Below are 19,651 nucleotides of genomic sequence, written 5' to 3' on the forward strand. Positions count from 1 at the left end.
TCGCACGAAAATCTCGGCAACTTTCGCCGCAAAACCGGCCAACATGCGTTTCGTGGCTTATCGTTGCGCACGGGGCGGGACTCGGCTTGGCCGCGGCATGGCGGTCGCGTAGTGAAAAAAGAATACGAATCAACGGCACTGCCGGATGTCCGGCACCGATGGGGGAAATCGTGGATCTTCGCTCCTACCTCGCCATATTGGCCAAGCGGGCGTGGCTGATCGTCAGTGTGGTGGTGATGTGCCTGGCGGCAGCTGCGGGTTCGATCCTGCTCATGACGCCGACGTACCGCGGCGACGCGCAGTTGTTCGTGTCCACGCAGATCAGCTCGGGCAATCTCAACCAGGAGCTATTCCAGGGCAGCAACTTTTCGGCAGAGCGTGTCAAGTCCTACTCACAGCTCGTCACCAGCCCGACGGTGCTCGATCCGGTGATCGCGGAACTGAGCCTGCCGCTGGACGCTCGGCAATTAGCCGATCATGTTTCGGCGAAGGTTCCGCTGGAGACGGTCATGATCGACATCTCCGCGACATCGGACTCGCCGGAGATCGCCGCCGCGATCGCCAACTCCGTCGCCAACAGCCTGGCCAAGGTGATCGGGGAACTGGAGTCGTCGGAGACGAGGGGCTCGTCCCCGGTCAAGGCCACGGTGGTGACCCCGGCCATGGTGCCGGCCTCGCCGACGTCGCCCAGCATTCCGATCAACCTCGGGTTGGGACTGCTGGTCGGACTCATCGCCGGAGTGGGGCTGGCGGTGCTGCTGGAGAAGCTGAACACCAGCGTCAAGGACACCGCTGATCTCGCGGCGGTGACCGACATCCCGGTGCTGGCGCACGTCGTTCGTGACACCCGTCGCGGTGCCACCGCCATCGTGCGCGACGACCATCTCGGCAGCCGTAGCGAGGCCTACCGGCAGTTGCGGACCAACCTGCAGTTCGCCGCCGTGGACCGGATGCCGAAGGTCATCGTCGTCACCAGCGCGCTCGCCGGCGAGGGAAAGAGTTCGGTGGCAGGCAATCTCGCGGTGGCGATGTCACACGTCGGCGTGCGGGTGTGCCTCGTCGACGGCGACCTCAGACGGCCGTCTGTGGCCAGCTACTTCAAACTCAATGCACCTCTCGGTCTGAGCAATGCACTGGTCGGCCGCGCCAGCCTGGACCAGATACTGCAGCCGGTGGACAACGGGTTCGCCGTCATCACCAGCGGCCCGGTGCCACCCAATCCGGCTGAGCTGCTCAGCTCCAAGCGGTTCCCGGGGTTGCTGCGCGAACTCACCGAGAAATTCGAGGTGGTCCTGATCGACGCGCCGCCCACGCTGCCCGCGGCGGATGCGGTGGTGCTGGCCGCTCTTGCCGACGCCGTGCTGTTCGTCGTCCAGGCGGGCAAGACGACCATGCCGCAGATGCAGCGGGCGCTCAAGAGCCTGGAGCAGGTGAACGCCCGAGTGCTCGGCACCGTGCTCAACATGGTGCCGTCGAGGAATGCCGGCAAGAGCCGGTACTGGTACGGCACCGGCTACACCTACCGGCCGCATGCCAGGCCGGTCGACACGGCCATCACCGAACCACGCAGGAATCCGCCGAGGCCCGCGCCGCAGGTACGCAACGGGACACCACCGGAGCACGCGACGTCGACGATGGTGAAACCGCCACGGCAGAACGGGAACGATCCGCACGTTCCGCCCCGGACGGACTGACATGGTGGCGGGCGGCCTCGACGTCCTCCTTGTCAGCTTCTACTACGAGCCCGAACCGACCGGGATAGCGCCTTACGCCGCCGGATTGGCCCGCGGGCTGGTCGAACGGGGACACCGGGTCCGGGCCGTCGTCGGGTACCCGCACTACCCGCAGTGGAAAATCGCCGAGGGATACCGCGGGTTGCGGATGCGCGAGGTGATCGACGGCGTCGATGTCACCCGGGTGCGTCACCCTGTCCCGAGCACCTCGACCGGCGTCGGCCGCATCGCGATGGAAGCGGCGTTCGCGTCCCACGCCGCGATGATCCGCGGCCGCAGGCCCGACGTCGTGCTGGCCGTCAGCCCCGCATTACTCAGTGTGGCAACGGCTTTGACGTGGCGCCGGGCGGGCCGGACCGCGGTGGGAGTCATCACCCAGGACATCTACTCGCGTGCCGCCGTGGAGACCGAGGCGCTCGGTGGCCGCGGCGCGGGCGCGGTGGCCCGGCTCGAGCGTCGACTGTTGTCGCGGGTCGACGGCGTCTCCGTCATCCACGACTTGTTCGGCGACGTGGTCACCGAGCTGGGCATCGATCCGGCGAAGATCACCGTCATCCGCAATTGGAGTCACATCGCCGAACCCGCGCGCGACAGATCGGCCTCCCGCCGCCGGCTCGCCTGGCGTGATGACGAGGTGATCGCGCTGCACGCCGGCAACATGGGCGAGAAGCAGGGGCTCGAGAACGTCGTCGACGCAGCGCGCATCGCGCAGAAGGAGTCGCTGCCCATCCGTTTCGTGCTTCTCGGCGATGGGGCACGGCGGCGGGCACTCGAGTCGCTCGGTTCAGGGTTGAGCACCCTCGAGTTCCTCGATCCGCTTCCCGACGGCGAATTCGAGAACGCGCTCGGCGCCGCGGACGTGCTCATCCTCAACGAGAAGCCCGGTGTCGCCGAGATGAGTGTGCCCAGCAAGCTGACGTCGTATTTCGCGGCGGGCCGGCCGGTGGTGGCGGCCACCGACCCACGCAGCGGGTCCAAGCGGGAGATGCAGGCGGCCGGCGCCGGTACCTGCGTGGAATCGGGCAAGCCGCAAGCTCTCCTCGACGCAGCACTGCGCACGGGTGAAGACCGAGGGGGAGCGAGTCGGCTGGGCAGCCGGGGACGCGAGTATGCCCGCCAAGTGCTTTCCCGTTCCAGCGCACTGGACGCCTACGAAGCCTGGATAGAGGAACTGCGGTCCCGAGCGCGCGCGTCAGCTCACTGACGGCGCGTTCACATTGCCGAGCCGGCTCCACAGGAACCCGGTGCTGTCCCACGGATCGGTGGTGGTGCCTGCATCGCCGCCCGAGCCCGGCCACCCGTGGTCTTCCCCGTCGATGACATCACGCACCACCTCGCGGCCGTTCGCACACGGCCACGTCGTCACGGTCGCCGGCGGCTCCGACTGCACCATGGGTTTGGGTGAACAGCTCGCAGCCCGGATGAACGGCGCCAACGCCTCGTCGATCGACGGATACACCAGATTGTTGCCCGGTCCGCCGACACTCGTCCCGCCGGCGACAGGGACGACCGCGTCCTGTGCGCCGTGCACCGCGACCACAGTCAACGGCGCCGGGTCCGGGCACGGCACCGTCAGCGCACCGGCGACGATGCCGATGCCGGCGAGATCTCCCGGCCGCGAACATGCCCAGGCGTACGAGAGCATCCCTCCGTTGGAGGCGCCGACGGCGAACACACGCCTCGGATCGACGTCGTCCTCCGCGATGAGTCGGTCCCGCAGTTCGTGCAGGAAGGCGACGTCGTCGACTTTCGGGCTGTTGTACTTGCGGCAGCAGAAGCCGGCGTTCCAGCGGCCCTCGAGCGCGTCCGGATAGGCGACCACGAATCCGTACCGTTCGGCGAGGCCGTCCCAGCCGAACGACTTTCGCGCCTCTTCGGCAGATCCGTTGGCGCCGTGCGAGACGACCACCAACGGCGCACCCGATCCCGCGGACGAGGGGTGGTAGACGATCGCAGAGCGCTCACCCGCCGGTCCGGGCAGGGCGATAGTCCGGTCGTCGGCGGAACCGCAGGCCGACACCAGGCCGAGCAGGAGGGTGAGCGCGAAGCTCAAAGCCAGTGCCGCCGGCAGATGCCGGCTCAGTGCTCTGCGCTGCATTCGGCTGGTCCCCCGTCGCTCACGCCGGCGCGGTGCCAGCTATCAGGCGCTCGACGAGCCGAAGTGCCCCGCCACCTCGGTCCGCCCGCACGAAACACATTGTCGCCGATCGTACCGTTGCTCGCACGGCGCAACGCGTTTAACGGAAACTCGTCTCCCGGCAAACAACAGTCAGGCCGCGTGGACCCGCCGGACGATGTCGGTGATCGAATCGATGTCCGACGGCGTGAGGCCATCGTGGACGGGCAGGCAGATCCCTTCTGAGAAGAGTTGTTCGCACACCGGCAGCGCGCCGCGCGCATACTTCCGCAGCGCAGGCTGCCGATGCAGCGGATAGAAGAACGTACGTGTCTGCACGCCGGCCGCCTCAACCGCCGCCACGACGGCGTCACGTCGGTCACTGCGCATCGCGAACCGGAAAGGGATGTGGTCGGATCCGCGTTCGACGCCCATCACGGTGATGCCCGTGACCTCGCTGAGGTTCGCGACATACCGTGCGTGGTTGCGGCGCTTGGCGCCGGCGATGGCGGGCAGCTTGCGCAGTTGCCCCAGGCCGACGGCGCACTGCAGATCGGTGACCCGGAAATTCATGCCGAGGGCGTCGTGGACGAATGTCCCGCTGCTGAGCCGACCCTGGTTGCGCAGCAGGCGAAGCCGGTCGTAGAGGGCCTCGTCCCGGGTGAGTACGACACCGCCCTCACCGGTGGTCACGGTCTTGTCCGCGAAGAACGAGATCACGCCGACGTCGCCCCACGTGCCGGCGTGCCTGCCGCGATAGTGCACGCCGTAGGCCTGCGCTGCGTCCTCGATGACGCGCAGTCCCCGCGATTCGGCGAAATCCTGGATGCGGTCGGCCTGCGCGGAATGACCGTAGATGTGGACGGGCATCACGGCCACCGTCCTGTCGGTGACATGCCGGTCGAGGGCATCCACGTCGAGATTGAAGGTGATCGGGTCGACGTCGACGAACACCGGGTGCAGGCCCGCGAAGATCGCCGCCGATGCCGAGGCGAAAAAGGTGAACGACGGGATGAGGATCTCGCCGCCGGGCGGCAGGTCGAGGGCGAGCAGGCTGAGGAACAACCCGAGGGTGCCATTGGGGGCGAGCACCGCGTAGCGCGAACCGGTGCACTGCTTGATCTCCGCCAGGAACTGCTCGGCGCACGGCCCTTCGGTCAGCCAACCGCGTTCGACGGTGCCGCACAACGCGGCGATCTCGTCGTCGTCGAACTGCGGCTGGACCTGCTTGATGCGCCAATCCACGACAAGGCCCCCTTTGCCGGATCACTACGGATCGGATGTCTCCCCCAAGACCTGACGCCAGGCTACCCGAGGAATTCGGATCATTTCCGCTGTTTGAGGCATCGAGCATGTAAAAGCTGCGAAAATCCTGTGAGGTTGCGACGCCGCTGCGTGACGTTGCTATCACGATCAAATGCCGCCGGGGCGCATGCGGAAACGGGACTCTCCCCTTCTGGCATGCGCATTGTTCAACTACGATAAGCAGACTCTTGAGCGGTGCCCGCCAGCCCGTGCGGGCGTGCTTACGCGCAGAAGTTCCGACAGCATTCTCGACGGATGAGGAGTGACCGACGATGACGTCAACGTCGACGGAGACCGTCGCCACCCGCTATTCGGGCACCCGGCACGCCCGCGTCGAGGACAACCGCCTGCTGACCGGCCGCGGCACGTTCGTCGATGACATCCAGCGCCCCGGCATGCTGCACGCCTGCTTCGTCCGCAGTCCGTTCGCCCGCGCCACCATCAAGGGCATCGACACCGCCGCGGCACTCGCGATGCCGGGGGTGCGGGCCGTTCTCACCGCCGCCGACATCAACGGCGACGCCGTGGAGGCCTGGCACGCCGTCGCGGGCAAGGACATGCCGGACACCCCGCGCCCGCCGCTGGCCGAGGGCCAGGTGAAGTTCGTCGGCGACCCCGTCGCGCTCGTCGTCGCCGAATCCCGCTACCTCGCCGAGGACGCCGCCGACGCCGTCGAGGTCGACTACGAACCGCTGCCCGCCGTCGCCGACTTCCGTGTCGCCGTCGGCGGCGCCGAGGCCGGCGTTGCCGTGGTGCACGACGAGTACCCGGACAACGTCGCGGGCGGCATGGGCGGCGCGCCGCCCGACGAGGAGACGTTCAGCACCGCGGCATGCGTTGTCGCGGAGAACATCTATCAGCAGATGCACGTGCCGGTGCCGATCGAGACGCGCGGCATGGTCGTCGAGTGGACGGCCACCACGGGGGAGCTGACCCTGTGGGGTTCGACGCAGACACCGCACGAACTGCGCGCGTTCTGCGCCCGCCTGCTCGGTATCCCCGCCAGCAAGGTGCGGGTGATCATGCGCGACACCGGTGGCGGCTTCGGCCAGAAGGTCGTCCCCATGCGGGAGGACATGGTCATCATGCTCGCGGCGCGCAAGGTGCCAGGGCCGCTGAAGTGGATCGAGGACCGCCGCGAGAACCTCATGTCGGCCGGCCAGGCACGTCACGTCGACGGCACCGCGCGGATGGCGTTCGACGACGAGGGCAACATCCTGGCTGTCGACATCGACTTCGTCCAGGACATCGGCGCCTACCCCACGCCGTATCCGGTGCTGACCACCGCGGCCATCGGCATGTTCTATCCGGGCCCGTACCGGGTGCCGAAGGCCAGCTTCAATTACAAGACCGTGTTCTCGAACACCGCAGGGCTGCATGCCTATCGCGGCCCGTGGCAGTACGAGACGCTGGCCCGCGAGATCATGTTCGACATCGCCGCGCGCAAGCTCGGGATGGATCCCGTGGAACTTCGCAGGCGCAACATCCTGCGCGGGGACGAGATGCCGTACTTCAACCCCAACGGCATGCCGTACGACCACGTCGCCCCCGCCGACACGTTCGAGCAGGCGGTCAAGATCCTCGACCACGAGGGTTTCCGCAAGGAGCAGGCCGAGGCACTCGCGCAGGGCCGCTACATCGGGCTGGGGTTCTCCGCCTACATCGAGCCGACGGGTGCGGCGACCGGTCACCTGGCCACCGAGGGCTGCACCATCCGGATGGAGTCCACCGGCAAGATCAACGTCTACGTCAACGGCGGGTCCACTGGAAACAGCCTGGAGACCACGGTCGTTCAGCTCACCGCCGACGCGCTGGGTGCCGACATCGACGACGTCTCGACCATCCAGGGTGACACGGCGGTCACCCCCTACGGGGCCGGGACCCAGGGCAGCCGCAGCGGGCCGATGACGGCGGGCGCGGTGAACGAGGCGGGCACCATCCTGCGCGGGCAGATCGCCGCGATGGCCGCGCACCGACTGGGTGTCGAGGCCGGCGACATCGAGCTGGGCGGGTCGACGGCGTACGTCCGCGACGACCCGGACAAGTGCGTGACATTCGGCGACATCGCCTACCGCGCGCATTACGAGCCCGCGCAGCTGCCGCCGGGGATGTCGGCCTCGCTCGAGGCCACCGCGCGGTTCACGTCGCCGCCCGAGGCGATGATCCACTGGGCCAACGCCACTCACGCCTGCACCTGCGAGGTCGACATCGACACCGGCCAGGTCACCCTGACGCGCTACATCGTCAGCGAGGACGTCGGACCGATGATCAACCCCAACGTGGTCGAGGGCCAGGTGGCCGGCGGCACCGTGCAGGGCATCGGCGGTGCGCTGCTCGAGAGCCTGGTCTACGACGCCGACGGGAATCCGTTGTCCTCCACCTTCGTCGACTACCTGCTGCCCACCGCGACCGAGGTGCCACCGATCGAGTTCGGCCACGTCGAGATCCCCGGCCCGGGCGTCGGCGGCTACAAGGGTGCGGGCGAGGGCGGCGCCATCGGGTCGACACCCGCCGTGATCAACGCCGTCAACGATGCGCTGGCGCCGCTCGGCGTCACGGTGACCACGTTGCCCGCGAGCCCGGCGACGATCGTAGAACTGCTGGAGAACGCTTCTCGCGGGCAGGAGCGCCGGGGGCACCTCCCGCTTGCGGGGGCCGACCGGGAAATCAAAGGAAGAGAGGACCACTGACTGTGGAGCTGACCAACGAATTCCGCGTCGCGGTGCCCGCCGCCAAGACCTGGGAGGTGCTCACCGACGTCGAGCGGGTGGCGCCGTGCCTGCCGGGCGCCACGCTGCTCTCCGTCGACGGCGACGAGTTCACCGGCGCCGTCAAGGTCAAGGTCGGCCCGATCACCGTGTCGTACAAAGGCATTGCGGCGTTCGAGGAGAAGGATGCGACGGCCCGGCGGGTGGTGCTGCGCGCCACCGGCAAGGAGACGCGCGGGAACGGCAGCGCGGCGGCCGTCGTCACCGCCCAGTTGAAGGACGAGGGTGACGCCACCTCCGTCTACATCAGCACGGATCTGCAGATCTCCGGCAAGGCGGCGCAGTTCGGCCGCGGGGTGCTGGCCGATGTGGCAGGCAACCTGATCGGCCAGTTCGCGAAGTCGCTGGAGGCCAGCGTGCTCGGCGACTCGACGCCGGCGGCCAATGCACCGGCCGGCGCCGGGGCCGACGCACCATCGGCGGCGGGCGTAGCGGCCGTCGCGGCCGATGCAAGTGACTCGGTGGACCTGCTGAAGGTCGTCGCCCTGCCGATGGCGAAGCGGGCCGCGCCGGTGCTGGCCGGCCTGGCGGCCGGGCTCAGCGTCGGACTCCTGGTGGGCAGGCGCAGGCGCGCACACCCGGCGGCGGTGCTCGCCGACGACCTGCAGGCGGCACTGACCCGGCTGCTGTCGTCATGAAAGCCGCCCCGTTCGAATACCACCGCCCCGGCTCGGTCAAGGAGGCGGCCGAACTGCTCGCCGAGTACGGCGACGACGCCAAGATCCTCGCCGGCGGGCAGAGCCTGGTGCCGATGCTGGCGATGCGGTTGACGCACTTCGAGAACCTGATCGACATCTCCCGCGTCGCCGAGCTGCAGGGCATCGACCTGGACGGCGACGACGTGGTGATCGGCGCGGGCACCCCGCACGCCTTCGTCGGCATGGACGATGAGGTCGCCGAGTCGGCGCCGCTGCTCACGCTCGCCACGCCGCACATCGGGCACTTCCAGATCCGCACCCGCGGCACCCTTGGCGGGGCGATCGCCCACGCCGATCCCGCAGCCGAGTACGCCGCCGTCGCCCTGGCCCTCGACGCGCAGATGGACGCGGTGTCGGCACGGGGCACTCGCCGGATCGCGGCGTCGGAGTTCTTCACCGGACTGTGGGAGACCTCGCTGGCCGCCGACGAGATCCTCACCTCGGTCCGGTTTCCCGTGTGGGGCGGCCGCACCGGTTACGCCATCGAGGAGTTCGCGCGCAGGCACGGCGATTTCGCGATCGCCGGCGCGGTGGTGGCCGTCGAGGTGGACGGCGACGACCGCGTTGCGCGGTGCGGCATCGGGTTGCTCGGCCTGGGATCCACGCCGGTGCGCGGTTCCGCGGGCGAGGAGGCGATCGTCGGGCGTCCGGTCACCGAACTGAGCGCCGACGAGATCGGCCGCATGACCATGTCGGCCCTCGAGGACGTCCCGGCCGATCTTCAGGGATCCGCCTCATACCGCCGCCGCGTCGGCGCCGCGATGGTGTCACGCGCGTTGCACTCGGCCATCGCAGAGGCCACCAGCGAGGAGAGGACGGAGGTGACGCTCAGTGCATGAGCTACCGGTCGAGTTGAACGTCAACGGGATCGAGCACCGCGGCATCGTCGAACCGCGGGTCACGCTCGCCGACTTCCTGCGCGAGCAGTGCGGCCTGACGGGCACACACCTCGGGTGCGAGCACGGTGCATGCGGCGCCTGCACGGTGCTGCTCGAGGGCCAGGCCGTCCGGTCGTGCCTGATCTTCGCGGTCCAGGCCGACGGCCAGGAGGTCACCACCGTCGAGGGAATCGCGGAGCCCGGGGGTGAACTGTCACCGGTGCAGTCCGCGATGCGCGACTGCCACGGACTGCAGTGTGGTTTCTGCACACCGGGATTCGTCACCTCCATCACCGCGCTGCTGCGTGACAACCCCGACCCCACCGACGCCGAGATCCGCGAGGGCCTGTCCGGCAACTTCTGCCGGTGCACCGGATACCAGGGCATCGTCAACGCCGTGCACCAGGCCGCCGAGAGCACTCGCGCCGCGAAAGAGGTCAGCCCGCAAGCGCTGTGACGACCGCAGCGATGCGGCGGGCCCGCGTCTCGGCCGTCTTGGCGCCCTCGACGCTGGTGACATGCGCCTTGCGCCTACTCGGCGACAGCTTGTCCCAGGCCGCGGTGAGATCCGACTCCGCGAGCGCGGCGGCGAGGTCGGCGGGCACCTCGACGATGCGGGGCGCGGTGTCCAACGTCAGCGTCACCTCGACGACGTCCCCGCCGCCGATGCCCGATTCGGCGCGGCGCTGTGCGCTGAACGGGATGAGGAACTTCCCGCCCATCGGCGCGATCGTCGAGCGGTACCGGTAGCCGTTCACCGACACGACTACCGGCGGACGTTTCCCGGCGCCGAGGGCGTCGACCACCTCGGCGGGCACCTCGATCCCGGTGTTGTTGCCGTCCTGGAGAATCGTGGTGGAGAACGTCTGTGCCGATGGCGGGGATCCGGTCATGGTCGCTGCCTCATCACGGTGCCGTCCCAGCGTGGCGTCTCCCCCGACACCAGGCCGATCTGGTCGAGCGCCCGGGTGACGATGTGGTCGACGGCCTCGTCGAGGGTCTTCGGCCGGTTGTAGAAGCCCGGCACGGGCGGCACGATCGAGGCGCCCATCCTGGCCAGCTTGAGCATGTTCTCCAGGTGGATCTCGCTGAGCGGCGCCTCGCGAACCATCAGCACGAGTCGCCGGCGTTCCTTGAGCACGACGTCGGCGGCGCGGGCGATCAGGTCCTCGGCGTAGCCGTTGGCGATGGCCGCCAGGGTCTTGACACTGCACGGCGCGATCAGCATGCCCTCCGTGCGGAACGATCCGCTGGAGATGCTCGCGCCGAGATCGCCGGGCTTGTGCACCACATCGGCCAGCCCGCGCACCTCGGGCATGGTCCAGCCGGTCTCGTGCTCGAGCGTGCGCGCCCCCCACGCGCTGATGACGAGGTGAGTCTCGACCTCGAACTCGCGCAGCCGCTCGAGCATCCGGACACCGAGGATGGAACCGCTCGCGCCGGTGATCGCGACGACGACCCGTGGGCGGTCGGTGCGCGGCGTCGTCACGCGAGTACCTTCAGCCGGTCCACCTGCCGGGTCCACCGTTCGACCACCGCCCCGGCGTCGTCGAGCCGGTAGGTGATCCCGGAGGTCAGTTCGGCGTAGGCGACCCGGTCCTCGTCGACCCGGCAGACTTCGCCTGCGAAGAAGGCAAGGTCCACATCGCCGCCTGCGCCGGGTGCCGGGTCCGGGTCAACGCGGCGCACCTGCACGCGGATCTTGTAGACGGTCGCGTCGCACACCACGTGCAGCATCGCCCGCCCCGATGCGGTGAGCGCCGCGGTGCTGCCACTGTGTGCGTGCAGCGCCAACCGGATGTCGGCACCCGACGTGCTGAGCACCTCACCGACCGACAGCAGCGACAGCCGCGGCCACCCGTCGTCACCCACCGTGAGGATCGAAATCGTCTGACCCACTTTGGCACCGAGACCGGTACCGTCGATGAGGGCGGCCACCGGTGGCGGCAGCGTCGCCGCCGCCTCCGACTGTCGGTCCATCATCTGAGCTTCCCACGGATCGGTCCGGTAGAAGTGGTGACATGAGAATCGGTTTCGTCGGTCTGGGCAACATGGGTTCGGGTATGGCGTCGAACCTGCTGCGGGCCGGCCACGAGGTCACCGCGTACAACAGGTCGCAGGACAAGGTCGACGCGCTCGCCGCCGCGGGCGCGCGGCCCGCCCGAACCGTGGCCGAGGCGTGCGACGCAGAGGTGGTCGTCTCGATGCTCGCCCATGACGGGGCCGTCGAGGCGGTGACGTTCGGCGACGACGGGATCCTTGCGTCGCTGCCTGCCGGGGCGGTGCACGTCTCGGCGTCGACGATCAGCGTGGCGCTCAGCGAGCGGCTCACGGCCGCACACGGCGACGCCGGGCAGGGCTTCGTCGCGGCACCGGTGTTCGGACGGCCGGAAGCGGCGGCCGCCGCCAAGCTCTTCGTCGTCGCCGCCGGGTCGCCGGAGGTGGTGGCGGCGATGTCGCCGGTGTTCGAGGCGATCGGCCGGCGCACGTTCACGGTCGGAGACGAGCCCAAGACGGCGAACCTGGTGAAACTGAGCGGCAACTTCCTCATCGCGTCGGTCATCGAATCGGTCGGCGAGGCGATGGCGCTGGTGGGCAAGGCCGGCGTGGACAAGCAGCAGTATCTGGAACTGCTGACGTCCACACTTTTCGACGCGCCCGTCTACCACACCTACGGAGGGCTGTTGGCGCGCCAGGAGTTCGAGCCGGCGGGCTTCGCGGCCGAGGGCGGACTCAAAGACGTCCGGCTGGTGCTGGCGGCCGGGGAGAGCCTGCAGGTGCCTCTGCCGATCGCCAGCCTGCTGCGCGACCGATTCCTGACGTTGCTCGCCCTCGGCGGCGGCCACCTCGACTGGTCGGCGATCGGCGCACTCGCAGAGCGGGATTCGGGAGGTGACGCCCCGACGGCGTGAACCACTGATCAGCGCACTCCGGGGCGCAATCCCCCGATGCGCGTAGGACGTGGGGCTAGCCTTGACCGTAGGCACACACGGTCTGTCGCAGCCGCGACGCCAGAGGAGCAGCGTGTGGTCACTTTGGACCGATTGGTGAATGTACTGGGCGCCTACGGCGTTCGGCTGCGGTCATGCCCCATTCCGCGCTCCACCGGGTTGGCCGGCGTCGTGGTGCACGAGGACGTCGACGGCCGGACCGTCGTCGGTGACGTGTTGTTGGCCATCGGCGCCGCCTCGGTGGCCGAGGCGGTGCGGTGGGCGGCGTCCGCCCGCGCGGCGGCCGTCTTCGTCCGCGACACTTCGGCGGACGACACGGTGGCCGACGGCGGCCCGGCCGATGTCGCGGTGCTGGCGGTGGACCCGGCGATGTCCTGGAGCGAACTGGCCGCCGTGGTCTACGGCCTCGTGCTCGAAGGCCGCGAGACCGACTCCGGTCGCGGACCCACGGACCTGTTCGCACTGGCCGACAGCCTCGCCGAGGCGACCGGCGGCGCGGTCACCATCGAGGACCCGCTCTCGCGCGTGCTGGCGTACTCCATGGTGCAGAGGAATGCCGACGACGCACGCACGGCGACGATCATGGGCAGGCAGGCACCCGAGCGCCTTCGCGAGTTCTTCCACCAGCGTGGGATCTCCGCGCATCTCGCGGTGTCCGACGAGCCGCTGTTCGTCGGCGCCGCTGCCGATCAGGGCCTTTCCGGCCGGATGGTCGTGGCCGTGCGCTCGGCGCGGGTGCTGATGGGTTCGGTGTGGGTGTCGTGCACGGCTCCATTGGAGGGCAAGGCACTCACCGCTCTGACCGACGGCGCCCGCACGGTGGCACTGCATCTGCTGCGGTCCCGGGCCAGCGCGGACCTCGAACGCCAGGTGGAGTCGGAACAGGTGATCCGGCTGCTCGACGGCAGCGCCGACGCGACGGCGTCGACCAGCAGGCTCGGGCTGCCGCAGGGCCCGATGCGGGTCATCGCGCTGCAGGCGTTCATCGCCGCCGACCGCGATGCCCCGCTGCTGATGCTGTTCGACCGCGCCACGAGTGGGTTCGGCTGGTCGCGGCCCGGTCGCAGCGCACTGGCCGGGAACACCGTCTACACACTGCTGCCCGGTGAGCAGGCCGCCGCGGCTCGCCGCTGGGTCGCCGGAGTGCGGGCGGCACTGCCCGACCGGGTGACGGTGGTGGCGGGCATCAGCAAGCCCGCAGCAGTACCGGACCTGCCGGCGGCGCGCCAGGAGGCCGACGAGTGTCTGGCGCTGCACGAGACGCGGCCGCCGGCAACGGAGCCCCCGGCCTACGACGAATCGTGGGACGAGATCGTGCTGGCCCGGCTGCGGATGGCGGCACGCTCGGGTCGATCGCCGGGCCGGGGGCCGGTGGCCGAGCTGCGCCGCCATGACCACGCCAACGCCACCGAATACGTGGCCACGCTGAGGGCCTGGCTCGAGGCCCTCGGTGACCCCACCGAAGCCGGCGAACGCCTGGGAGTGCACGAGAACACCGTGCGCTACCGCCTGCGCAAGATGGCCGAGATCACCGACCTGCAGCTGGACGACGCACGCAAGCGGCAGGCGATGTCGATCGAACTCGCGGCCGCCGAGACCGACTGACCCCGCGCTGAGTCGGCGTTGTCGCATCGGCACAACGCCGTCGAAGCGGGTTGTCGGTTCGGGGCAAGCCACGTGGTGGCCCCGCACACCACCATGGGAGTGACACCTGAGGAGGTATGTGATGGCCGGCAATGAGCGCATCGACGGCGGACCGCGATCGGCGATCGTGGTCGGTGCAGGCATCGTCGGGCTGTCCACGGCGTGGTTCCTGCAGGAGCGCGGCGTCGAGGTCACCGTGGTCGACCGCACCGGTGTGGCCGCCGGAGCGTCCTGGGGCAACGCCGGCTGGATCGCGCCCACGCTGACCCTGCCGCTGAACTCCCCCGCCACGCTGCGGTACGGGCTGCGCGCGCTGCGCGACCCCGCCGCACCGCTGCACATCCCGCTCGCCGCGGACAGCGGGCTGGGACGCTTCCTGTTCCAGTTCGCCGCCAGCTGCCGACGGTCGACGTGGCGACGCGCGGTGCGCGCCAACCTGCCGCTCAACGAAGAGTGCATCGAAGCCTTCGACGTGCTCGTCTCCAACGGGGTAGACGCACCGGTGACCGATGCCCCCGTCACCGCGCTGTTCCGCAGCGCCGACGAGGCGCGGCACGTGCTGGCCGAACTCGACGGACTGTCCGAAGCCGGCCAGTCGGTGGACGTCACCCACCTCAGCGGTGCAGCGCTGCGCGAACAGGTGCCGCTCGCCTCGCCGGCGATCACCGCCGCGATCAATGTCAATGGACAGCGCTTCATCGACCCGGGCCGCTTCGTACACGCGTTGGCCCGCGCCGTCGTCGACCGCGGCGCCACGATCCACACTGCGGAGGTCCAGGGCGTCTACAGCAGTGGAAGCGGCGCGGAAGTGTTTCTGCGCGACGGCGATCCCATGACCGCGGACGCCGTGGTCGTCGCCACCGGCGCGTGGCTGTCCCGGTTGGCCGGCCGACTGCGCGTACCCGTGCAGTCCGGGCGCGGCTACTCGTTCACCGTGCCCGTGGACCGGCCCTTACCGGGACCCTTCTACCTCCCCGGCATCCGGGTGGCGTGCACGCCCTACCGCGACGGGTTGCGCGTCTCGGGAACGATGGAGTTCCGCGACCCCTACGAACCGGCGGTGCCAGCACGCGTGGGCGCCATCGTCGCCTCGGCCGGCTCACTGCTCGAGGGTGTCCGCTGGGCCGAGCGCACCGACGTCTGGGTCGGGCCGCGGCCGGTGACGCCCGACGGTCGACCGCTGGTCGGCGAGATGTCCCGCAACGTGTACGTGGCGGGCGGACACGGCATGTGGGGCCTGGCGCACGGACCGGTCACCGGGCGTCTCCTCGCCGAACAGATCACCACCGGCAAGCAACCGGACGCGCTGCGCGAACTCGACCCCCTACGCCGCACCGGTCGCTGAGTCTCTGTGGCACAGCGTTTTCGACCCTTTGACCTCGGCCCACACGGGCCCGCGAGTCGTCAGGGGCGGAGCTTCTCCTTCGCCCGCCCCTGACGGCAATCCCCGAACCGGAAGGAACCCGCATGATCGAGAAGCACACCGTCTGGCTGTCGCCGCAGGCCCATGAGCACCTGCAGCACGAACTGGCCACACTGCGCCGGCTCACCACCAGCACGACCGGCGACGAGGACACCGACGAGAACGCTGCCGCCGTCCAGGCCGCCCGGCGAAGCCGCATCCAGCAGATCCACGACCTGCTGATGAACGCAGTCGTCGGCGAGGATCCGCCCAACGATGGCATCGCCGAACCCGGCATGGTGGTGACCGTCCGCTACGACGACACCGGTGAAACCGACACGTTCCTGCTCGGTGTGCGCGGTGCCGAATACGGCGAGCTCGACGTCTATTCCGTGCAGTCACCGCTCGGCGCCGCGATCGTCGGGGCCCGCCCGGGACACCAGTGCAGCTACACCACGCCCAACGGGAAGACCATGATCGTCACGATGCTCAGGGCCGTCCCCCACGGCATCCACAGCCTCACCGGCTGATCTCTGCGCCGGCCGCTTGTCGGTCGGCGACAATCGACGACGACGATGTTGTCCGCTCGGCGCAGGCAGCCGGGCGGCTGTGTCGACGACAATGGAGTGTGTGGCCAGCAGGTTTTCGGCCACCTATTTTCCGCGACTGCGCCACGCCATACGCGACAGGCCGTGCGACGCGAATCAGTTCGCACCGTCGCACGCTGAGCACAGTCGCGATGACCAACGAACACACGAGGAGGCGAAAACCCCATGTATGCCAACGCTGACATCTGGATCGAGCGATGGGAGGCCGAAGGCGGCGCGCTGTCTTAGCGCACCCACGGCCCAGACGAACGAAAGAACCCGTAGTGAGGAGCGAGAAGTGAAGAGACCAGGCAGACTTTGGACGAGTCTGGTGGCGCTGGTGGTCGGCATCGGCGCCGTCATCGGAGCGTTCGTGTTCTCGTCGACTCAAGTGGGGCAGGGCTTCACGCTCGGACTGGGTGCGTTCATCGTCTTCTTCGCCTCGATGTCACTCCTCGCCCGAGACCCCGTCCCGGGACACTGGGGAGTCCTGGTCGCGGGTCTGACATTGGCCGTCGTGCCGTGGCTCGGCGCGGGCTTCGTCCCCGACCGCGGCGCCGCGTGGACCGCCGGGGTGGCCGGCGTGCTGGCCCTGATTTGCGGCGGCATCGGCTGGGTGACCGGCGACCCGCCGACCAAGCTCGGCGTCAACGAGTACGGCAGCCGCGAAGTGCGGCCCGGCGTGATCGCGAAGTGGCTCAGTGGTTCTGCCCTGGCGCTGGGCGCCGTCGCGGTGGTGCTGGCCGCCACGTTCGTCCGCACATCGTCGGCAGCGACCGTCGTCATCGCCGGCGCAGGCGTCCTCATCGCGGTGACGGCGCTGTGGTCGCTGCTCGCCGCCGATCCCACCCGCGACTACTTCAAGCTGTCCGTCGTCGGACTGGCGCTGTTCATGGCGCCGTGGGTGGTCGGCTTCACCGCCGGAGTGGGCGCATGGACGGCGTGGTCGCTCGGCTTCGCCGCGACGGCGCTCGGAGTGGCCGGATACCTGCGCGGCGAGTACCTCGACGCGGCCACGGTGGTCCGCGACGATGCCCGCACCCGCTACCGCGAACGCGTCCACGCGGCGGCCCGGTGATCAGTGTCGCCCGGGCGGCCGCGGCGCGTGCAGATCGAACCGGACGCCGACCATGCGGACGGTGAAGCAGACCGCCGCCGCGGCGAGTGCCGCCACCGTGCCGCGGTACCCGAGGCCGTAGGCCGCCGCCGCACAGCCCGCCCCCAGCAGCGCTGGAATGGCGTACAGCTCGCTGCGCAGCACGACCGGTACCCGGCCGATCATCACGTCCCTGATCGTTCCCCCGCCCACGGCGGTGATCGTGCCGACGATCATCGCCTGTGGTACACCGAATCCCATGTCGAGCGCCTTCACTGCGCCCAGCACCGCGAACACGCTCAGCCCGACCGCGTCCAGGACGGTGATCACAGTGGCCAGCCGCTCGAGCACGTGGCTCAACGCGAAGGCCGTCAGGCCGCCGGCCGCCGCAAGCGCCAGGTAACGCCAGTCGACGAAGGTGGCAGGCGGCAGGTCGTCGAGCAGCACATCGCGGATCGTGCCGCCGCCAAGACCGGTGAACATCCCGAGGGTGATCACCCCGAAGATGTCGAGGCGTTCGGCGCGTATCGCGGTCAGCGCGCCGTTGAGCGCAAAGGCGAACGTGCCGGCCAGGTCGAGCACCAGTAGTAGCGGTACATCGGCCGGCATGGCGCAGGTATACCGTGCGCGGCTGTTACTTGGCGACCACTCCGCGCAGACCGTCGGCACCGAACAACTGCTCGAGCATGCCGGACATGTCCGGTCCGCGACGCAGGCCGTGGCCGCCGTCGACGTTGATCACCTGCCCGGTGATCCACTCCGCGGCGTCGCTGAGCAGGAACACACAGAGGTTCGCGATGTCGGTGACCTCGCCGAAGCGGGGCAGCGGAGTGCAGGCACGGTAGTCCGCCGACACCTCCGGGGACTCCAGGATCGGGCCAACCAGGTCGGTCTGGATCAGGCCGGGACGGATGCCGTTCACGCGCACCCATGACGGGCCGAGCTCGTCGGCGGCCAACATCATGATGTGGTCGAGCGCCGCCTTGCTCGGACCGTAGGCGCCGAACCAGCGGTGGACGTTGCTCGACGCGATCGACGAGATCCCGACGAACGATCCGCCGCCGCCGCGGACCAGGTCGCGCGCGGCGTGCTTGAGCACGTACATCGTGCCGTTGACGTTGAGGTCCACCGTGCGCCGCCAGGCGTCGGAGTCGATCTGCGTGATCGGACCGATGGTCTCCGAACCGCCCGCGCTGTGCACCACGCCGTGCAGGCGCCCATGCCAGGCGGTGGCCGCGTCGACGAGGCGGGCCGCCTCGTCCTCATGGGTGATGTCGGTCGGCTCGTAACGCACCGAGTCATGACCGCCGAGCTCTTCGGCGACGGCAGCCAGCCGGTCGGCGTTGCGACCGGCCAGCATCACCCTGCCACCGGCCGCCACCACCGCGGCCGCCACGCCCTTGCCGATGCCGCTGCCACCACCGGTGACCACGTACGTCCGACCCGCCAACGACAGCTGCACCGCGACCCCTTAAGCCAGGTTTACTAGAACAGGTTCTAGTTATACGTCACGGCTGATCGCGCCGGGCCGGCTTCGGTGCGCCGAGCGTCCGCCAGTCCGGGACATCGGGCGGCAGGCCGAGCGGCAATCGGTTCTCGTTGTGCGCGGCCCAGTGCGCGTGGCCGAGTTCGTGGATGTGAAAACCGTGCCGAAGCGCCTCGGTGAACCCCATCGCGTCGCTGGCCGCGTTCACCGAATCCTTGATCAGCAGCGCCGCCATCGTGGGCCGTTCGGCGATCCGGCGGGCGAACTCGAGTGTCTTGTCCGTGAGCTCCTCGACCGGGAAGATCTTGGACACCATGCCCAGCCGGTAGGCGTCCTCGGCGTCGATCGAATCACCGGTCAGCAGCAGCTCTTTGGCCTTGCGGGGACCGAACTCCCAAGGGTGTGCGTAGTATTCGACGCCCGGCATCCCGAGCCGGACGCCCACCACATCGCTGAACTTCGCGTCGTCCGCGGCGACGATGAGGTCGCACGCCCAGATCAGCATCAGCGCGGCGGAGATGGCGTTGCCCTGCACCTGCGCGATGGTGATCTTGCGCAGATCGCGCCAGCGCTTGGTGTTCTCGAAGTAGAAGTGCCACTCCTGCAGGTACAGCTTCTCCATCGAGGCGGACCGCGTCGCGCCGTGTGAGCGGAATGTCGGATGCTGGTCGGGCCCGGGCTTGCGCTCGGCGAGGGCCGCCTCCGAACCCAGGTCGTGTCCGGCCGAGAAGTTCTTCCCGCGGGCGGCCAGGATCACCACGCGCACCTGGTCGTCGGCCTCCGCGCGGGTGAAGGCCTCGTCCAGCTGCACGAGCAGGGTGCGGGACTGCGCGTTCTGGGATTCCGGCCGATCGAGCCAGATGCGGGCTATCCGGCCCTCGTCGAGGGTTTCGTAAGTCACCTGCTCATCGGCCATGGCAGGCACATTACGGGCACCGCGCGGCCCGCCTTCACGCAGTCGCGGCCATGATCAGCCACACCCTGTAG

General features: G+C 69.3%; 19 protein-coding genes. 11 read left to right on the forward strand and 8 right to left on the reverse strand.

Translation table 11 applies throughout. The features are described 5' to 3' along the window. The first annotated feature begins 170 nt into the window (after positions 1–170). Positions 171–1,694, forward strand: a complete 1,524-nt coding sequence (locus H7I41_RS18360; protein ID WP_264014033.1) for a tyrosine-protein kinase domain-containing protein — start codon at positions 171–173, stop codon at positions 1,692–1,694. A gap of 1 nt (position 1,695) precedes the next feature. After that, on the forward strand, positions 1,696–2,937 hold the full coding sequence (locus H7I41_RS18365) for a glycosyltransferase (RefSeq protein WP_264014034.1): 1,242 nt from the start codon (positions 1,696–1,698) through the stop codon (positions 2,935–2,937). Here H7I41_RS18365 and H7I41_RS18370 read toward each other — a convergent pair. Beyond that, on the reverse strand, positions 2,926–3,831 hold the full coding sequence (locus H7I41_RS18370; protein ID WP_264014035.1) for a CE1 family esterase: 906 nt from the start codon (positions 3,829–3,831) through the stop codon (positions 2,926–2,928). The two genes, H7I41_RS18365 and H7I41_RS18370, sit on opposite strands and share 12 nt — an antisense overlap. Before the next feature lie 171 nt (positions 3,832–4,002). Next, positions 4,003–5,094: a DegT/DnrJ/EryC1/StrS family aminotransferase gene (locus H7I41_RS18375; protein ID WP_264014036.1), complete on the reverse strand. Its 1,092-nt coding sequence runs from the start codon at positions 5,092–5,094 to the stop codon at positions 4,003–4,005. A gap of 332 nt (positions 5,095–5,426) precedes the next feature. Here H7I41_RS18375 and H7I41_RS18380 point away from each other — a divergent pair, with 332 nt between their 5' ends. The 4 genes from H7I41_RS18380 to H7I41_RS18395 are packed head-to-tail and all read left to right on the forward strand — an operon-like array spanning position 5,427 to position 9,955. Beyond that, positions 5,427–7,844 carry a xanthine dehydrogenase family protein molybdopterin-binding subunit gene (locus H7I41_RS18380; protein WP_264014037.1) on the forward strand — a complete coding sequence of 806 codons (2,418 nt, stop codon included), beginning with the start codon at positions 5,427–5,429 and terminating at the stop codon, positions 7,842–7,844. Positions 7,845–7,846: 2 nt separating this feature from the next. Beyond that, the gene (locus H7I41_RS18385; RefSeq protein WP_264014038.1) at positions 7,847–8,560 is read left to right on the forward strand and encodes an SRPBCC family protein; all 714 of its coding nucleotides are present in this window, start codon (positions 7,847–7,849) and stop codon (positions 8,558–8,560) included. After that, on the forward strand, positions 8,557–9,459 hold the full coding sequence (locus tag H7I41_RS18390) for an FAD binding domain-containing protein (RefSeq protein ID WP_264014039.1): 903 nt from the start codon (positions 8,557–8,559) through the stop codon (positions 9,457–9,459). Before H7I41_RS18385 ends, H7I41_RS18390 begins: the two co-directional genes overlap by 4 nt. Continuing rightward, entirely contained in the window at positions 9,452–9,955 is a 504-nt protein-coding gene (locus H7I41_RS18395; RefSeq protein ID WP_264014040.1) for a (2Fe-2S)-binding protein, read from the forward strand. Before H7I41_RS18390 ends, H7I41_RS18395 begins: the two co-directional genes overlap by 8 nt. On the opposite strand, the gene H7I41_RS18400 is transcribed toward H7I41_RS18395, so the two are convergent. From H7I41_RS18400 to H7I41_RS18410, 3 genes are read right to left on the reverse strand one after another with little or no spacing between them, the layout of a single operon-like run. Further along, a complete protein-coding gene (locus H7I41_RS18400) occupies positions 9,936–10,391 on the reverse strand; it encodes a YdeI/OmpD-associated family protein (RefSeq protein ID WP_264014041.1) in 456 nt (151 codons plus the stop codon). The two genes, H7I41_RS18395 and H7I41_RS18400, sit on opposite strands and share 20 nt — an antisense overlap. Then, positions 10,388–10,987: a UbiX family flavin prenyltransferase gene (locus H7I41_RS18405; protein ID WP_264014042.1), complete on the reverse strand. Its 600-nt coding sequence runs from the start codon at positions 10,985–10,987 to the stop codon at positions 10,388–10,390. The genes H7I41_RS18400 and H7I41_RS18405 overlap by 4 nt, the downstream gene beginning before the upstream one ends. After that, positions 10,984–11,478, reverse strand: a complete 495-nt coding sequence (locus H7I41_RS18410; RefSeq protein WP_264014043.1) for a hypothetical protein — start codon at positions 11,476–11,478, stop codon at positions 10,984–10,986. Before H7I41_RS18410 ends, H7I41_RS18405 begins: the two co-directional genes overlap by 4 nt. 41 nt (positions 11,479–11,519) lie before the next feature. On the opposite strand from H7I41_RS18410, the gene H7I41_RS18415 reads away from it, so the two are divergent. The 5 genes from H7I41_RS18415 (at position 11,520) to H7I41_RS18435 (ending at position 17,160) form a co-directional block, all read left to right on the forward strand. Further along, positions 11,520–12,410, forward strand: coding sequence for an NAD(P)-dependent oxidoreductase (locus H7I41_RS18415; protein ID WP_264014044.1), 891 nt, complete (start codon positions 11,520–11,522; stop codon positions 12,408–12,410). A gap of 114 nt (positions 12,411–12,524) precedes the next feature. Next, positions 12,525–14,054: a PucR family transcriptional regulator gene (locus tag H7I41_RS18420; RefSeq protein ID WP_264014045.1), complete on the forward strand. Its 1,530-nt coding sequence runs from the start codon at positions 12,525–12,527 to the stop codon at positions 14,052–14,054. A 121-nt stretch (positions 14,055–14,175) separates the two neighbouring features. After that, the gene (locus tag H7I41_RS18425; RefSeq protein WP_264014046.1) at positions 14,176–15,438 is read left to right on the forward strand and encodes an NAD(P)/FAD-dependent oxidoreductase; all 1,263 of its coding nucleotides are present in this window, start codon (positions 14,176–14,178) and stop codon (positions 15,436–15,438) included. Between the two features lie 122 nt (positions 15,439–15,560). Next, the gene (locus H7I41_RS18430; RefSeq protein WP_264014047.1) at positions 15,561–16,025 is read left to right on the forward strand and encodes a GreA/GreB family elongation factor; all 465 of its coding nucleotides are present in this window, start codon (positions 15,561–15,563) and stop codon (positions 16,023–16,025) included. Between the two features lie 355 nt (positions 16,026–16,380). After that, positions 16,381–17,160, forward strand: a complete 780-nt coding sequence (locus H7I41_RS18435) for an SPW repeat domain-containing protein (RefSeq protein ID WP_264014048.1) — start codon at positions 16,381–16,383, stop codon at positions 17,158–17,160. Here H7I41_RS18435 and H7I41_RS18440 read toward each other — a convergent pair whose 3' ends face one another. Genes H7I41_RS18440 through H7I41_RS18450 form a run of 3 tightly spaced genes read right to left on the reverse strand, consistent with a single transcriptional unit; the run spans position 17,161 to position 19,580 of the window. Continuing rightward, positions 17,161–17,787: a trimeric intracellular cation channel family protein gene (locus tag H7I41_RS18440; protein WP_264014049.1), complete on the reverse strand. Its 627-nt coding sequence runs from the start codon at positions 17,785–17,787 to the stop codon at positions 17,161–17,163. It lies immediately after the preceding gene. Between the two features lie 25 nt (positions 17,788–17,812). Continuing rightward, the gene (locus H7I41_RS18445; RefSeq protein WP_264014050.1) at positions 17,813–18,640 is read right to left on the reverse strand and encodes an SDR family oxidoreductase; all 828 of its coding nucleotides are present in this window, start codon (positions 18,638–18,640) and stop codon (positions 17,813–17,815) included. Positions 18,641–18,686: 46 nt separating this feature from the next. Then, a complete protein-coding gene (locus H7I41_RS18450; protein ID WP_264014051.1) occupies positions 18,687–19,580 on the reverse strand; it encodes an enoyl-CoA hydratase in 894 nt (297 codons plus the stop codon). Positions 19,581–19,651: the final 71 nt, after the last annotated feature.

Source organism: [Mycobacterium] manitobense (assembly GCF_025821665.1).
In the GTDB taxonomy this organism is placed as follows: domain Bacteria; phylum Actinomycetota; class Actinomycetes; order Mycobacteriales; family Mycobacteriaceae; genus Mycobacterium; species Mycobacterium arseniciresistens.

Bases quoted from the DNA above. Each gene is read 5' to 3' on its own strand.
- H7I41_RS18370 (WP_264014035.1), bottom strand. From the start codon at position 3,831: ATGCAGCGCAGAGCACTGAGCCGGCATCTGCCGGCGGCACTGGCTTTG.
- H7I41_RS18450 (WP_264014051.1), bottom strand. From the start codon at position 19,580: ATGGCCGATGAGCAGGTGACTTACGAAACCCTCGACGAGGGCCGGATA.
- H7I41_RS18410 (WP_264014043.1), bottom strand. From the start codon at position 11,478: ATGGACCGACAGTCGGAGGCGGCGGCGACGCTGCCGCCACCGGTGGCC.
- H7I41_RS18415 (WP_264014044.1), top strand. From the start codon at position 11,520: ATGAGAATCGGTTTCGTCGGTCTGGGCAACATGGGTTCGGGTATGGCG.
- H7I41_RS18400 (WP_264014041.1), bottom strand. From the start codon at position 10,391: ATGACCGGATCCCCGCCATCGGCACAGACGTTCTCCACCACGATTCTC.
- H7I41_RS18365 (WP_264014034.1), top strand. From the start codon at position 1,696: ATGGTGGCGGGCGGCCTCGACGTCCTCCTTGTCAGCTTCTACTACGAG.
- H7I41_RS18390 (WP_264014039.1), top strand. From the start codon at position 8,557: ATGAAAGCCGCCCCGTTCGAATACCACCGCCCCGGCTCGGTCAAGGAG.
- H7I41_RS18380 (WP_264014037.1), top strand. From the start codon at position 5,427: ATGACGTCAACGTCGACGGAGACCGTCGCCACCCGCTATTCGGGCACC.
- H7I41_RS18430 (WP_264014047.1), top strand. From the start codon at position 15,561: ATGATCGAGAAGCACACCGTCTGGCTGTCGCCGCAGGCCCATGAGCAC.
- H7I41_RS18440 (WP_264014049.1), bottom strand. From the start codon at position 17,787: ATGCCGGCCGATGTACCGCTACTACTGGTGCTCGACCTGGCCGGCACG.
- H7I41_RS18425 (WP_264014046.1), top strand. From the start codon at position 14,176: ATGGCCGGCAATGAGCGCATCGACGGCGGACCGCGATCGGCGATCGTG.